Source organism: Streptomyces sp. NPDC059994, from assembly GCF_042737755.1.
Classification (GTDB): domain Bacteria; phylum Actinomycetota; class Actinomycetes; order Streptomycetales; family Streptomycetaceae; genus Streptomyces.
Genome location: NZ_JBHWUR010000099.1, coordinates 14453 through 28895, shown reverse-complemented (window position 1 = coordinate 28895; position 14443 = coordinate 14453). Strand labels below are relative to the sequence as shown.

Below are 14443 nucleotides of genomic sequence, written 5' to 3'. Positions count from 1 at the left end.
GTTCCCCGCGCCCCTGAAATGCGCCCCTTCGGGGCGCCCAGGGGATTGCCGCGCAGCGGCATTCAAGGGGCGCGGGGAACTGCGCGAGCAGCCAAGGGCGGCCCGCAGACGCACGGAGCCCCGAAAGCGGGGTGCAGGGGGCGGAGCCCCCGCAACGGGGGTGCGGGGGCGTAGCCCCCGGGAAACCCTCCTCCACCCCCACCCCACCCCCGGAGGGTCCAGGTGAAGGGGCGGGGTGGGGCTACTCCCGTAGGGACGCGATCGCCGCCCCCAGCGCCGCCCCCACGTCCGGCACCCCCACATGCACCCCGTCCCGCACCACCTCACGCCCAGCCACCACCACATCCCGTACATCCGCCGCCGCCGCCGCGAACACCGCCGTCTCCGCGCCGAGGCGCGGCAGGGGCCCTGCCGTGCGCGGCGACGTGAGCGACACCGTCGCCAGGTCGGCATGGGCGCCCGGGGCGATGCGGCCCGCGTCGGGCCAGCCCAGGGCCGCGTGGCCGTCCGCGGACGCCGCACGCAGCAGCGCCGCCGCCGTCCAGTGCCCCCGAGTCCGCGTACGGAGCCGCTCGTTCAGCTCCATCGCCCGCGCCTCCTCCAGGAGGTCGATCACGGCGTGGCTGTCGCTGCCGAGGGAGAGCGGGGATCCGGCGCGCTGGAGGGCGACCGCCGGGCCGATGCCGTCCGCCAGGTCGCGCTCCGTCGTCGGGCACATGCACGTGCCCGTCCCCGACCCGCCGAGCAGCGCGATGTCCTCGTCGGTGAGGTGGGTGTTGTGGACGCCCGTCGTGCGGGGGCCCAGCACGCCGTGGTCCGCGAGCAGCCGCGTCGGCGTGCGGCCGTGCGCGGCCAGGCACGCCTCGTTCTCCGCGATCTGCTCGGAGAGGTGGACGTGGAGGGGGGCCTCCCGCTCCTCGGCCCAGGCCGCGACCGTACGCAGCTGGTCCGCCGGTACCGCACGTACGGAGTGGATCGCCGCTCCGATCCGTACGCCGTCGCGCGGCTTGAGCAGCGCCGCCCGCTCGGCCCACGCCTGCGCCGTGCCGTCGGAGAACCGCAGCTGGTGCACGCTGGGCGGCTCGCCGAAGCCGGAGGACAGATACGCCGTGTCGAGCAGCGTGATCCGGATGCCGGCGTCCGCGGCGGCCGCGATCAGCGCCTCACCCATCGCGTTCGGGTCGGCGTACGGCGTGCCGCCCGGCGCGTGGTGGAGGTAGTGGAACTCGCCCACCGCGGTGATCCCGGCGAGCGCCATCTCCGCGTAGGTCGCACGCGCGAGCGAGTAATAGCTGTCCGGGGTGAGCTTCTGGGCCACTCCGTACATGACCTCGCGCCAGGTCCAGAATGAACCCGGAGCCCGCCCGCCGTCTCCCCGCCGATGCGGGGGTGAACCGGCGTGGGAGTGCGCGTTGGCGAGTCCGGGGAGGGAAACGCTCCCGGTCTGGACGAAGCCGCGAAGTGCGCGGTGGAAAGCATGGCTATGGCTGTTCGCCAGGCCAGGCATCGTGAGGCCGCGCAGCACTTGCGCCCCCGGCGGCGGCACGGGCGTCCCCCTACGGACCCCCGTGATCCGGCCGTCCGCCACCTCCACCAGCACGCCCGGCTCCACCACGGGGTCGAGCCAGGCGTGCTCCAGCCAGTACGACGTCACCTGCACGCCAGGCCCTCCAGAACATCGGCGAGTGCGAGCACCCCGGCCACGCAGTCGTCCTCGCCGGCGAACTCGGCCGGGGAGTGCGAGACGCCGGTGGGGTTGCGTACGAACAGCATGGCGGTCGGGACCGTCCCGGACAGGATCCCGGCGTCGTGTCCGGCGCCGGTGCCGAGGACGGGGGTGTGCCCGCCGAGGAGCTTCGCCAGCTCGTCGCGCAGGGCGTGCCCGAACTCGACGACGGGCGTGAACGACTCCCGTACGACGGTCAGGTCCACCCCGTCCCGCTCGGCGCGGTCCCGCGCGGCCCGCTCGATCGCCGTGACGACGGTGTCGAGGGTCGCCTGGTCGGCGGCGCGCGAGTCCAGCCAGCCGCGCACCAGCGAGGGGATGGCGTTGACGCCGTTGGGCTCGCAGGAGATCTTGCCGAAGGTGGCGACCGCGCCCGCGAGTTCGGCCTCGCGGCGGGCGGCGAGGACCGTCTCGGCGTACGTGAGCATCGGGTCGCGCCGGTCCACCAGACGGGTGGTGCCCGCGTGGTTGGCCTCCCCGGCGAAGTCGAAGCGCCAGCGCCCGTGCGGCCAGATCGCCGAGGCGATGCCGACGGCGTCGCCGCTGAGGTCCAGGGCGCGGCCCTGTTCCACGTGCAGCTCGACGAACGCGCCGATGCGGGCGAGCCGTTCGGGGTCGGGCCCGATGGCGTCCGGGTCGTACCCTGCCGCCTCCATCGCCCGGGGCAGGCTGATCCCGTCGCCGTCCCGCAGCCGGTGCGCGGCCTCCACGGTCAGCTGCCCGGCGGCGAGCCGGGAGCCGACGCAGGCGAGCCCGAAGCGGGCGCCCTCCTCGTCGCCGAAGTTGACGATGGCGAGCGGCCGGGTGAGGACGGCCCCGCGCCGGCGGAGCTCGTCGAACGCGGCGAACGACGACACGACGCCGAGGGGGCCGTCGAAGGCCCCGCCGTCGGGCACGGAGTCCAGGTGCGACCCGGTGACGACGGCGTCCCCGGCGGCGGGGTCCCCGGCCCAGGCCCACTGGTTCCCGTTCCGGTCGAGCTCGTACAACAGCCCCCGGGCCTCGGCCTGCGCCCGGAACCAGGCACGGCACTCGGCGTCGGCGGGCGTCCAGGCGTGGCGGCGGTAGCCGCGGGTGCCGGGGTCTCGGCCGATGGGGGCGAGCTCGCGCCACATCGCCTGAAATGAGGGAGCTTCCCCCACCGCGCCCCTCCCCGAAACGCTCCGCGGGCGGGGGTGGGCGGGGGCAGGGGTGTTCCCCGGGGGTTCCGCCCCCGGCACCCCCAGCGGGGGCTGCGCCCCCCGCACCCCGCCAGGGACGTGGGGGCCGCGCCGGGCGGGCCGCGCGGGGGAAGGGCGCGGCGCCCCCCGCGGGGGGGGCCGCCCCCCCCCCCCCCCGCCCTGCCGGCCCCCCCCGCGCGGCCCCCACGGCTGTGACATTCGCGGCTCCGCCGCGTGGGCGCGACCAGCCCCCGCCGGCGGTGAGACGGCCGACGGCACGGGGCTCCGCCCCGGACCCCGCTCCTCAAACGCCGGAGAGGCTGGATTACTCACTCGCCCTCCCGCATGGGTACGCGAACCCCACGCTCATCCGCGACCGACTCCGCGATGTCGTACCCCGCGTCGACATGCCGGATCACACCCATCCCCGGGTCGTTCGTCAGCACGCGCCGGATCTTCTCGCCCGCCAGCGCCGTCCCGTCCGCCACCGTGACCTGGCCCGCGTGGATGGAGCGGCCCATGCCGACGCCACCGCCGTGGTGCAGGGAGACCCAGGACGCGCCGGACGCCACGTTCACCATGGCGTTCAGGAGCGGCCAGTCCGCGATCGCGTCGGAGCCGTCGAGCATCGCCTCGGTCTCGCGGTACGGGGAGGCCACCGAGCCGCAGTCGAGGTGGTCGCGGCCGATGGCGAGGGGGGCCGCCAGCTCGCCGGAGGCGACCATGTCGTTGAAGCGCTCGCCCGCCTTGTCGCGCTCGCCGTAGCCGAGCCAGCAGATACGCGCGGGCAGGCCCTGGAAGTGGACGCGCTCGCCCGCCAGCTTGATCCAGCGGTGCAGGGACTCGTTCTCCGGGAACAGGTCCAGGATCGCCTTGTCCGTCTTCGCGATGTCCGACGCCTCGCCCGACAGCGCCGCCCAGCGGAAGGGGCCCTTGCCCTCGCAGAAGAGCGGGCGGATGTACGCGGGGACGAAGCCGGGGAAGGCGAACGCCCGGTCGTACCCGGCCAGCTGGGCCTCGCCGCGGATGGAGTTGCCGTAGTCGAAGACCTCGGCGCCCGCGTCCATGAAGCCGACCATCGCCTCGACGTGCTTGGCCATCGACTCGCGCGCCCGGGTCGTGAAGCCCGCCGGGTCCTTCGCCGCGTACGAGGCCATGTCGTCGAAGTCGACGCCGATCGGCAGGTACGCCAGCGGGTCGTGGGCCGAGGTCTGGTCGGTCACGATGTCGATGGGGGCGCCCTCGGCCAGCATCTGCGGCAGCAGCTCGGCCGCGTTGCCGAGCAGGCCGATGGAGAGCGGCCGGCGGGCGTCACGGGCTTCGACGGCGAGCCGCAGGGCGTGCTGGAGCGAATCCGCGCGCACGTCCAGGTAGCGGTGCTCGATGCGGCGCTCGATGGCGCGCGGGTCCACGTCGATACAGATCGCGACGCCGTCGTTCATCGTCACGGCGAGCGGCTGCGCGCCGCCCATGCCGCCGAGCCCTGCGGTGAGCGTGATCGTCCCGGCCAGCGTGCCGTTGAACTTCTTCGCCGCCACGGCCGAGAAGGTCTCGTAGGTGCCCTGGAGGATCCCCTGGGTGCCGATGTAGATCCACGAACCGGCCGTCATCTGGCCGTACATGGTGAGGCCGAGCGCCTCCAGACGGCGGAACTCCTCCCAGTTCGCCCAGTCGCCCACCAGGTTGGAGTTGGCGAGCAGGACGCGCGGGGCCCACTCGTGGGTCTGCATCACGCCGACCGGGCGGCCGGACTGGACGAGCATCGTCTCGTCCTGCTTGAGCGTGCGCAGGGTGCGCACCATCGCGTCGAAGGAGCGCCAGTCGCGCGCGGCCTTGCCGGTGCCGCCGTAGACGACGAGCTTGTCGGGGTGCTCGGCGACCTCGGGGTCGAGGTTGTTCTGGAGCATCCGGAGGGCGGCTTCCTGCTGCCATCCCAGGGTGCTCAGTTCCGTACCGCGCGCTGCCCGTACGGGGCGGGGTCCTGACATGGCGAGGCCTCCTCACGACGTGACTCAGATATTCACATCCTGGCCGTCTGAATAGAACTAGTCAATAGACCGGGTGGGGAGAAGGGCGAAGAGGAAGAGCGAAGGGGGCGCGGAATCCGGCCGTATCCCTGCGCCGCCGGGCGGCCGGTGCTTGGCTTGATTCCATGACCGAGCCTGATGCCATGACCGGCACACCGGCGGCGGCGCGCCGCGACCAGGCCGTGCGGGCGGCCGTGGAGCAGGGGCTCGTCGGTCCGGACGCCCCGCTCGCCGCCCTCCTCGACGTCACCGGGATCCGGCTCGGCGCGGCCTCGCTGACCTCGGCCTTCGCGGCCGTGACCGACGCGCCCGTACTGCACGCCTTCGCCGTCAAGGCGTGCCCGCTCGTCCCCGTGCTGCGGCTGCTCGCGGCCCAGGGGCTCGGCGCGGAGGTCGCCAGCCCCGGCGAGCTGGCACTGGCCCGCGCCGCCGGGATCGGCCCCGGCCGGACCGTCCTGGACTCCCCTGCCAAGACCCCCGCCGAGCTGCGCGAGGCCCTCGCCCTGGGCATCGCCGTCAACGCCGACAACCCGCAGGAGCTGGCCCGCCTGGACGCGCTCGTCGCCACCGCCGCGACCGCCTCGCCGCTGGGCCTGCGGGTCAATCCGCAGCTGGGCGCGGGGTCCATCGGCGCGCTCTCGACGGCGACGCGGACCTCGAAGTTCGGGGTGGGGCTGCGGGACGAGGGGGCCCGGGAGTGGGTCGTGGAGGCGTACGCGGCCCGCCCCTGGCTCACCCGCCTGCACACCCACGCGGGCTCGCAGGGCGTGCCGCTCGCGCTGATGGCCGAGGGGGTGCGGACCGCGTACGAGCTGGCCGAGGAGGTCAACGCGCGCGTGGGCCGCCGCCAGATCGACACCGTCGACCTCGGCGGCGGGCTGCCGGTGAACTTCGCCTCGGACGCGGAGAGCCCGACGTACGAGGAGTACGCGCGGCTGCTGCGCGCGGAGGTCCCCGGCCTCTTCGACGGCTCGTACGCGCTGGTGACCGAGTTCGGCCGCTCGCTGCTCGCCAAGCACGGGACGGTGCTGGCCAGGGTGGAGTACGCGAAGACGTCCGGCGGGCGGCCCATCGCGGTCACCCACGCGGGCGTCCAGATCGCCGCCCGTACGGTGTACGCGCCCGCCTCCTGGCCGCTGCGGATCGCCGCGTACGGCCCGAAGGGCCGCCCCAAACCCGGCCCGCCCGTCCTCCAGGACGTGGCGGGGCCCGCCTGTTTCGCGGGGGACCTGCTGGCCGAGGCGCGGCTGCTGCCGCGGCTTGAGCAGGGGGATTACGCGGCGGTGCTGGACACCGGGGCGTACTACTTCGCCCACCACTACGCGTACAACAGCCTTGCCAGGCCGGGTGTCTACGGTTTCACCGCGTCGGCGGACGGCGTCCGCTTCGCGGTGGTGCGGGAGCCGCAGACGCTGGCGGAGATCGTGGCGGAGTCGGGGGGCGCGACCCCGGACGCGCTGCTGTTCCAGCGCGTCCACACCTGCGGGCCGGTGGGGGCTGGTCGCGCAGTTCCCCGCGCCCCTGATGACGCGGGCACCTACAGGGGCCCGGGGCTGTGACATTCGCGGCTCCGCCGCGTGGGCACGCTCAGCCCCCACCGGCCCGCGGACGAAAACGCGCCCCCGCCGGGCAGACCGCCTACTCCACGAACAAGCCGCGCCCCGCGGCCCCCGCGTCGAACTCCTCCAGGCGCGCCTGCGCGTCCGGCAGGTCGTCGCACATCGCCTCAAGCAGGACGCGGCCGAGCAGCATCGGGGCGCAGGCCGTGTCGAAGGCGAGGCCGGTGCCGACCGCCGCCGGGATCAGCAGGTCGCTGTGGCGGGCCACGGGGGCGAACGCGGAGTCGGCGACCGTGACGACGGTGAGGCCCTTGGAGCGCGCGTACGCGAGCGCGTCCACCACCTCCTTCGGGTGGCGCGGCAGCGCGAAGCACAGCAGCGCCGACGCGCCCGCCCGGCGCGCCGCGTCGATGCGGTCCACCAGCATCGAGCCGCCCTCGTCGAGCAGGCGTACGTCGGGGTGGACCTTGGCGGCGAAGTAGGCGAAGCCGCGCGCCTGGGAGGAGGCCGCGCGCAGGCCGAGCACCGGGAGCGGCCGGGAGGCGGCGAGCAGCCGTCCGGCCTCCTCGACCGGCGCCGGGTCCGCGAGCAGGCCCGCCAGATGGCGCAGGTTCTCGATCTCGGCCTGGACCGCCTGCTGGTACTCGTTGTACTCGTCCTCGCCCTCCTTGGGCGAGGACGCGGGCACCACCTCACGCAGATGGCGGCGGAGCGCCGGGTACCCGTCGAAGCCGAGCGCGACCGCGAAGCGCGTCACCGACGGCTGGCTCACCCCGGCCAGCTCCGCCAGCTCCACGCTCGACAGGAACGGCACATCGGCCGCCCTGCGCACCATGGAGTGGGCGATCCGCCGCTGGGTCGGTGTCAGCCGGCGCCCCTCGAAGAGCTGTTGCAGCCGCGCGGCAGGGCCGTCGCTCATGCCGTCCCCCTTCCTCACGCCCGGAACTCCACGATATTCAGTCGCCCAGAACTCTGCATGACCATATGCAGACGGGCAAGTACGGGGGCTACCCCCACTGTGCCCGCGCGGCCCCCTCCGTACCGTGGGGAAGCATGGAAGCCCGCGACGCCGATCTGAGAAAAGAACTCGACGCCACCCTGCACGCCCGCAGGGAGCTCGGCGAGGAGTACGAGCCCGCGCTCGTCGACTCGTTCCTGGAGAAGGTGGAACAGCGCCTCGACCCGGCGATCGACCGCCGGGTGCGGCGCCAGCTCGCCGAACAGCAGATGGTGGTGGCCCGCGGCGGCCGCCCGGCCGGGCAGAGCCCCGACATGGGCTTCGCGGAGCGCTTCGGGTTCGGCATGATCTCGCTGGTCCTCGCCATCCCGCTGTCCGCGATCGGCGCCGTGAACGCGGGGCTGAGCGGCCTCTTCGTCACCTGGCTGGGCATCTTCGGCGTGAACGCCGTACACGCCGCCCGCCCGTGGCCGTGGCCGCGCCGCCGCCACGGTGATGGCGACACCGACTGAGGAAGGTGAGCGCGGGGACCGCCGCACCCCCGGTCGCCCGGGGGGCGGGACGACGGCGGTCCCCGCGCGGGACACGGTCCCGGGTCAGGGCCGGTCGCCGCGTCCTGGGCGCCTGGAGGTCCGGGAGCCGCTCCGGATTTCCTTGACGCCGCTGGTGGTGCCGGCCGGGTCTCCCCCGCCGACATCCACCAATGTGCCGCACTCGTGTTAAGCGGGTGCTGCGCGGACATGTCGCGCTCGTACCAGTTCCGCGACCAACAAGACGGACCGTCAACTGCCGGGGGGCGTACGGCGGTCAGGGGTGGGCCGGGTGCGCCGGGTGGGCGGTGTTCGGCTCGGTGGCGGTCAGCCGCCGCCGGCGGCGGTGCTTGAGCAGCGCCCAGGGCGCGCGGGCCCCGCTGACCTCGGTACCGGGCTCCGCGACCGCCTCGGCCGCCGCCTTGGCGACCGGCAGGATGTCCTCGTCGCGGTCCGCGTCGAGCCGGTCGGCGTCCGGCCACAGCCCGAGCGAGGCGCAGAGCGTGGGCAGCACGGCCATCGCGGCCGTCGCGTACCCCTCGGCCGACGGGTGGTAGTTGTCGGGCCCGAACAGCTCGCGCGGGTTCGCCTCGAACTCGGGGCCGAGCAGATGGCCGAGCGAGACCGTCCGCCCGCCCTGCTCGACCACCACGATCGTCTGCGCGGCCGCGAGCTGGCGCGAGACCCGCCGGGCCAGCCAGCGCAGCGGCTGGTAGACCGGCTCGACCGAGCCCAGGTCGGGGCAGGTGCCGACGACCACCTCGGCGCCCGCCGTCCGCAGCCGCCGCACCGCACCCGCCAGATGGCGCACCGACCTGGTGGGCGGCATCCGGTGGGTGACGTCGTTCGCGCCGATCATGATCACGCAGACGTCGGGGATCCGGACCGGGTCCGCCAGCAGCTGTGAGACCTGGCGGTCCAGATCGTCCGACTGGGCGCCCGGCTGCGCCACGTTCCGCAGCGTGACCATCTGCTCGGCCACCGCCGCGAGCCCCGAGGCGAGCAGCGCGCCCGGGGTCTGCCCGGCCCGCCGCACGCCCTGCCCGGCGGCCGTGGAGTCGCCCAGGATGCCCATGCGCAGCGGGGGCGTGCCATTGGCGAAGGCCACCCCGTACAGCCCGTCGGCGCTCGGCGGCTGCGGGGCGGTGGCGCCGCCCACCGACCGCTTGGCCAGCGCCGCCTCCGCGAGCAGCACGCCGACGGCGGCCGCCCCGATCAGACCGATCCCGCCGCCGCCGAACGCCGCGCCCGCCGCGATCCGGCGCGCCACCCTCGCCCTCGATCCGGCCGACACCCCGGCCGAAACGGTCGACACACTCCCAGCCACCGCCACCTCCTTGGAGCCGTACATCAGCTACCTGCCCGGTGACAGGTGTCGCTCAATCCCGCCGTGAGGTGAACGGGCGCTCGCTCTGCGCATACGCTGGCGGCACCATCACGGAGACCCCGGAGACAACGGTGCAATTCCACGACTCGATGATCAGCCTCGTCGGCAATACCCCGCTGGTGAAGCTCAACAGTGTGACCGCGGGCATCCAGGCGACCGTCCTGGCCAAGGTCGAGTACTTCAACCCGGGCGGCTCGGTCAAGGACCGGATCGCCGTGCGCATGATCGAAGCGGCTGAGCAGAGCGGTGCGCTCAAGCCGGGCGGCACGATCGTGGAGCCCACCTCGGGCAACACGGGTGTCGGTCTCGCGATCGTGGCCCAGCAGAAGGGCTACAAGTGCATCTTCGTCTGCCCGGACAAGGTGTCGCTCGACAAGATCAACGTCCTGCGTGCTTACGGGGCCGAGGTCGTCGTCTGCCCGACGGCGGTCGACCCGGAGCACCCGGACTCGTACTACAACGTCTCGGACCGCCTGGTGCGCGAGACGCCCGGCGCCTGGAAGCCGGACCAGTACAGCAACCCGAACAACCCGCGCTCGCACTACGAGACCACCGGTCCCGAGCTGTGGGAGCAGACGGACGGGAAGATCACGCACTTCGTGGCGGGCGTCGGCACCGGCGGCACGATCTCCGGCACCGGCAAGTACCTCAAGGAGGTCTCCGGCGGGTCCGTGCGCGTCGTCGGCGCGGACCCCGAGGGCTCGGTCTACAGCGGCGGCTCCGGCCGTCCGTACCTGGTCGAGGGCGTGGGCGAGGACTTCTGGCCGACGGCGTACGACCGTGAGGTCACGGACGAGATCGTCGCGGTCTCGGACAAGGACTCGTTCCAGATGACCCGCCGCCTCGCCAAGGAGGAGGGCCTCCTGGTGGGCGGCTCCTGCGGCATGGCGGTCGTGGCGGCGCTGCGCGTGGCCGAGGGCCTGGGCCCGGACGACGTGGTCGTCGTCCTCCTCCCCGACTCCGGCCGCGGCTACCTCAGCAAGATCTTCTCCGACGAGTGGATGGCCGGGCACGGCTTCCTGGAGGAGGCGGGCCCCTCGGCCCGTATCGGCGACGTCCTCGCCGACAAGGAGGGCGCCATGCCGTCGCTCGTCCATATGCACCCGGAGGAGACGGTCGGGGAGGCGATCGAGGTGCTGCGCGAGTACGGCGTCTCGCAGATGCCGATCGTCAAGCCCGGCGCGGGCCACCCCGACGTGATGGCCGCGGAGGTCATCGGCTCGGTGGTGGAGAAGGAGCTGCTGGCGGCCCTGTTCGCCCAGCGCGCCTCGCTCTCCGACCCGCTGGAGAAGCACATGAGCGCGCCCCTGCCGCAGGTCGGCTCGGGCGAGCCGGTCGCGGAGCTGATGGCGGTCCTGGGCGAGGCGGACGCGGCGATCGTCCTGGTGGAGGGCAAGCCCACGGGCGTGGTCAGCCGCCAGGACCTGCTCGCGTTCCTGGCGAAGGACGCGGCGAAGTAGTTCCGCCGGTCGAGGGGGCCCCACACCTTTCGGGGTGGGGCGCCCCCTTTCCCGTGGGGCGGCGCGAGGCAGTCACTGAGCGCCCGCTTAGAAAAGAGGCCCGCATCACACGCGCCTCCCGATGACCAACTCCGTACGTACGGGTAACTTCCCAGAGAGTCCCCGAGGTCTCTGAGCCCGTCCCGCCGCCCCCATGGAGCCCGTGATGCCCGAAGCCGTAATCGTTTCGACTGCTCGTTCCCCCATCGGCCGCGCCTTCAAGGGCTCGCTGAAGGACCTGCGGCCGGACGACCTCACCGCCACCATCATCCAGGCCGCGCTCGCCAAGATCCCCGAGCTCGACCCGCGCGACATCGACGACCTGATGCTCGGCTGCGGCCTCCCCGGCGGCGAGCAGGGCCACAACCTGGGCCGCATCGTGGCCGTGCAGATGGGCATGGACCACCTGCCGGGCTGCACGATCACCCGCTACTGTTCCTCCTCGCTCCAGACCTCCCGCATGGCGCTGCACGCCATCAAGGCGGGCGAGGGCGACGTGTTCATCTCGGCCGGCGTCGAGATGGTCTCCCGCTCGGTCAAGGGCTCCTCCGACGGGATGCCCGACACCCACAACCCGTTCTTCGCCGACGCCGAGGCCCGTACGGCCGCCGTCGCGGAGTCCGCCGGCGCCTCCTGGCACGACCCGCGCGAGGACGGCCTGGTCCCCGACGCGTACATCGCGATGGGCCAGACCGCCGAGAACCTGGCGCGTGCGAAGGGCGTCACGCGCGCGGACATGGACGAGTTCGGCGTACGGTCGCAGAACCTCGCCGAGGAAGCCATCAAGAACGGCTTCTGGGCGCGCGAGATCACCCCGGTGACGACCCCGGACGGCACGGTCGTCTCCACGGACGACGGCCCGCGCGCCGGCGTCACCGTGGAGGGCGTCCAGGGCCTCAAGCCGGTCTTCCGCCCCGACGGCATGGTCACCGCCGCCAACTGCTGCCCGCTCAACGACGGCGCCGCGGCGCTCGTCATCATGAGCGACACCAAGGCCCGCGAGCTCGGCCTCACCCCGCTCGCCCGGATCGTCTCGACCGGCGTCACGGGCCTCTCGCCCGAGATCATGGGCCTCGGCCCGGTGGAGGCGTCGAAGCAGGCCCTCAAGCGCGCGGGTCTCACGGTCGGCGACATCGACCTCTTCGAGATCAACGAGGCCTTCGCCGCCCAGGTGATCCCCTCGTACCGCGACCTGGAGATCCCGCTCGACAAGCTGAACGTCAACGGCGGCGGCATCGCCGTCGGCCACCCCTTCGGCATGACGGGCGCGCGCATCACCGGCACGCTCATCAACTCCCTCCAGTTCCACGACAAGCAGTTCGGTCTGGAGACGATGTGCGTGGGCGGCGGCCAGGGCATGGCCATGGTCATCGAGCGGCTGAGCTGAGCTGTAGCGGAGGGTAGGGGTCGCCCGAGGGACGAGGGCGGCACCTGCCCGCAGCGGAAGCGAAGCGGAACGCGACCAAGTCAACGCGCGGCTGAGCTGTAGCGGAGGGTAGGGGTCGCCCGAGGGACGAGGGCGGCACCTGCCCGCAGCGGAAGCGAAGCGGAACGCGACCGAGTCAACGCGCGGCTGAGCTGACGAGGCCCTACGCTGCGGCGGGGGGCATGTGGGATTCCCGGGCGGGGTGACCCCTTTCAACCCCGTTTCGGCCCGCCTCAACCCCGCCGCGTCCGGTTCGTGACCGAATCTCCCCCAGGATGTGACGTACATCCCGGGGGAGAGGCATTCCCGCAGGCCACAGCATTTTCAGGGGCCGCAGGGATAAACCTCAGACACAAAAACCTGTCCGTTTCGTGACGTAATGCACTGACAAGGGGAGCGGACGCCCGACAAGCTGATGTAGGAAGTCGGGGGAATCGTTTGAATCCGGGAGTAAGTCAGTGAGCGCCATGCCTCTTGCCCTGCTGCTTACCACGGCCGCTGCCACGGCCGTGGGCGCCGCTGCCCTGCACGCCGCCCACGGGCTGCGCAAGCAGGTCGTGGCGCTGCGCGCCGACCTCGCGGCCACGAACGCCGGCCGGTCCGCCACCGTGCCCCACCAGGCGCGCGGCGGCGAGACGCCCGTCGCGGAGATACGCGCGGCCGTCGCCGAGGCACTCGCCGAGGAGCGTGAGCGCGAGCTCGCCGAGGCGCGGGCGTTCTGGGCCGCGCAGGAGGCGCGCGACGCGGCGGACGCCCCGTCGCTCCTGGGCGGCCTCGCGGGCCTCGGCGACGACGCCTCCCTGTTCCTCCCCCGGCAGGCCGACTTCGCCGGTCTGGAGGGCGTGGAGCTGGCCGCCGAGCCGTACGAGGAGTTCCCCGAGGACTCCCCGGAGCTCGCCGCGGCCCGCCGCCGTCACCCCTCGCACCCCGACTTCGTCCCGGTCCAGACGTCGGTCGTGGCCGACCACGAGTCCACGGTCTCGCGCCTGGAGCAGCTGGCCGAGGCCCGCACGGAGCTCGCGGACGTACGCCCAGGACCGCTCGGCACCCTCGATGTCTACGTCTTCGCCGACGGCACCACGCTGTGCATGACCCCCGGCCACCGCGAGACCTCCGAACGCCTCGCCGAGGCCCTGCGCGAGGGCGACACCCCGGTGCTGCTCGGCGGCTCGGGCATCTCCGGCGCGTACGCGCTGACGTTCTCGTGCGGCGAGGAGAGCGTGTACATCCTGGCGGACCGGGTCATCGCCTCGCTGTAGGTCCAAAGACGCCCGACTAGGCCTTCAGCGCGGCGATTTCCGCGATCCGGGGCGAGAGCTGCCGTACGGCCCGGGCGTTCCTGAACGGCTTCAGCCGCATCCGCATCGGCTCGAAGTGCTCGTCCCCCCGGGCGGACGAGATGTGTTCGCAGTCCTCCAGGAAGCGCGTCCACGAGTCGCACGCCGCGTCGAGGTGCCCGTACTCCAGCCGGCGCTGTGCGAGCACGGCGTGGAAGTGGACCCTCCCCCTGCCGCTCGTTGGCCGGTTGCGCCCTGAATGCCTGCCGCAGGGCGCTGATGGAGCCGGGAAGGTCCGTCCCCTCGTACAGCACATGGGAGACGTGGAAGGCGTACGCGGACTGGTCGTACCCGCCGATCGACTCCCGCCGGTTGTCCGCCTTCACCAGCGCGGACTCCGTCGCCGCCGGCAGGCTCCGCGCCCGCCGGCGATCGCCCACCATCGAAGTGGCGTGCGCCTGCTGCCCGGTGAGGAACGCCCGCAGCCGGGGCCCGCCTGGGGCGCCGCCTCGGCGGCCGAGTCGGCCGGCTTCAGCGCCTTGAGGTAGTACGTCTTCGTAAGGCCGGTTCCCGGCTCTGGCGCGTCCCTTAGAGTTGACTACGAGCTGTCAGGGAGGACACGCGGTGAGTGAGGAAGAGGGGGCCGAACGGCCCAGGGCCGTATGGAGTGACCCCCGGTATCGCGACGTGGTGGCGCGCTGGGCGAGGCACCGGACGGAGCGGCGTCCCGGCCGGCGGCCCCGCCGGGTCTGCCCCCACGGGCTCGGCGTGACGCTGACCGTCGACCTCGCGACCCGGAAACCGTTCAACGTCGGCTGCGCCGCCTGCAACATGGAAGGCTGAATCCGCCCCGGCGCGCAGGGGCAGGTTCCGGGGCTGGGCGACGGCGCCTCT

11 protein-coding genes and 1 pseudogene are annotated in these 14443 nt (G+C 73.4%); 6 read left to right on the top strand and 6 right to left on the bottom strand.

The window, feature by feature from the left end; translation table 11 throughout:
* Positions 1–241 precede the first annotated feature (241 nt).
* The 3 genes from ACFWA7_RS32310 to hutU all read right to left on the bottom strand — a co-directional run bounded on the left by ACFWA7_RS32310 (position 242) and on the right by hutU (position 4874).
* On the bottom strand, positions 242–1660 hold the full coding sequence (locus tag ACFWA7_RS32310; RefSeq protein ID WP_385550296.1) for a formimidoylglutamate deiminase: 1419 nt from the start codon (positions 1658–1660) through the stop codon (positions 242–244).
* Complete coding sequence (locus ACFWA7_RS32305) at positions 1651–2841, bottom strand: allantoate amidohydrolase (RefSeq protein WP_385826629.1); 1191 nt, start codon at positions 2839–2841, stop codon at positions 1651–1653. The genes ACFWA7_RS32310 and ACFWA7_RS32305 overlap by 10 nt, the downstream gene beginning before the upstream one ends.
* A 374-nt stretch (positions 2842–3215) precedes the next feature.
* On the bottom strand, positions 3216–4874 hold the full coding sequence (hutU, locus tag ACFWA7_RS32300; RefSeq protein WP_385546291.1) for a urocanate hydratase: 1659 nt from the start codon (positions 4872–4874) through the stop codon (positions 3216–3218).
* A gap of 164 nt (positions 4875–5038) precedes the next feature.
* On the opposite strand from hutU, the gene ACFWA7_RS32295 reads away from it, so the two are divergent.
* Positions 5039–6472, top strand: a complete 1434-nt coding sequence (locus tag ACFWA7_RS32295) for a diaminopimelate decarboxylase (RefSeq protein WP_385826625.1) — start codon at positions 5039–5041, stop codon at positions 6470–6472.
* A 79-nt stretch (positions 6473–6551) separates the two neighbouring features.
* Here ACFWA7_RS32295 and ACFWA7_RS32290 read toward each other — a convergent pair whose 3' ends face one another.
* Positions 6552–7391: a MurR/RpiR family transcriptional regulator gene (locus ACFWA7_RS32290; RefSeq protein ID WP_385826623.1), complete on the bottom strand. Its 840-nt coding sequence runs from the start codon at positions 7389–7391 to the stop codon at positions 6552–6554.
* A 134-nt stretch (positions 7392–7525) separates the two neighbouring features.
* Here ACFWA7_RS32290 and ACFWA7_RS32285 point away from each other — a divergent pair, with 134 nt between their 5' ends.
* Entirely contained in the window at positions 7526–7942 is a 417-nt protein-coding gene (locus tag ACFWA7_RS32285; protein WP_385546283.1) for a hypothetical protein, read from the top strand.
* 295 nt (positions 7943–8237) lie between these two features.
* Here ACFWA7_RS32285 and ACFWA7_RS32280 read toward each other — a convergent pair whose 3' ends face one another.
* Positions 8238–9230, bottom strand: coding sequence for an SGNH/GDSL hydrolase family protein (locus ACFWA7_RS32280; RefSeq protein WP_385546297.1), 993 nt, complete (start codon positions 9228–9230; stop codon positions 8238–8240).
* A 188-nt stretch (positions 9231–9418) separates the two neighbouring features.
* Between ACFWA7_RS32280 and ACFWA7_RS32275 the strand changes: the two genes are divergently transcribed.
* From ACFWA7_RS32275 to ACFWA7_RS32265, 3 genes are all read left to right on the top strand, one after another.
* A complete protein-coding gene (locus ACFWA7_RS32275; RefSeq protein ID WP_385546281.1) occupies positions 9419–10807 on the top strand; it encodes a cystathionine beta-synthase in 1389 nt (462 codons plus the stop codon).
* Between the two features lie 205 nt (positions 10808–11012).
* Positions 11013–12233: an acetyl-CoA C-acetyltransferase gene (locus tag ACFWA7_RS32270; RefSeq protein WP_385546278.1), complete on the top strand. Its 1221-nt coding sequence runs from the start codon at positions 11013–11015 to the stop codon at positions 12231–12233.
* Between the two features lie 506 nt (positions 12234–12739).
* The gene (locus ACFWA7_RS32265) at positions 12740–13531 is read left to right on the top strand and encodes a hypothetical protein (protein ID WP_385826627.1); all 792 of its coding nucleotides are present in this window, start codon (positions 12740–12742) and stop codon (positions 13529–13531) included.
* A 16-nt stretch (positions 13532–13547) separates the two neighbouring features.
* Here ACFWA7_RS32265 and ACFWA7_RS32260 read toward each other — a convergent pair.
* A pseudogene (locus tag ACFWA7_RS32260) lies at positions 13548–14090 on the bottom strand (hypothetical protein); the annotation flags it as partial.
* An 83-nt stretch (positions 14091–14173) separates the two neighbouring features.
* On the opposite strand from ACFWA7_RS32260, the gene ACFWA7_RS32255 reads away from it, so the two are divergent.
* Positions 14174–14392, top strand: coding sequence for a hypothetical protein (locus ACFWA7_RS32255; RefSeq protein WP_385546273.1), 219 nt, complete (start codon positions 14174–14176; stop codon positions 14390–14392).
* The last annotated feature ends 51 nt before the right edge of the window (positions 14393–14443 follow it).

Excerpts from the sequence above, each read along its gene's own strand:
- ACFWA7_RS32305 (WP_385826629.1), bottom strand. The coding sequence starts at position 2,841 with ATGTGGCGCGAGCTCGCCCCCATCGGCCGAGACCCCGGCACCCGCGGC.
- hutU (WP_385546291.1), bottom strand. The coding sequence starts at position 4,874 with ATGTCAGGACCCCGCCCCGTACGGGCAGCGCGCGGTACGGAACTGAGC.
- ACFWA7_RS32295 (WP_385826625.1), top strand. The coding sequence starts at position 5,039 with ATGACCGAGCCTGATGCCATGACCGGCACACCGGCGGCGGCGCGCCGC.
- ACFWA7_RS32290 (WP_385826623.1), bottom strand. The coding sequence starts at position 7,391 with ATGAGCGACGGCCCTGCCGCGCGGCTGCAACAGCTCTTCGAGGGGCGC.
- ACFWA7_RS32285 (WP_385546283.1), top strand. The coding sequence starts at position 7,526 with ATGGAAGCCCGCGACGCCGATCTGAGAAAAGAACTCGACGCCACCCTG.
- ACFWA7_RS32270 (WP_385546278.1), top strand. The coding sequence starts at position 11,013 with ATGCCCGAAGCCGTAATCGTTTCGACTGCTCGTTCCCCCATCGGCCGC.
- ACFWA7_RS32265 (WP_385826627.1), top strand. The coding sequence starts at position 12,740 with ATGCCTCTTGCCCTGCTGCTTACCACGGCCGCTGCCACGGCCGTGGGC.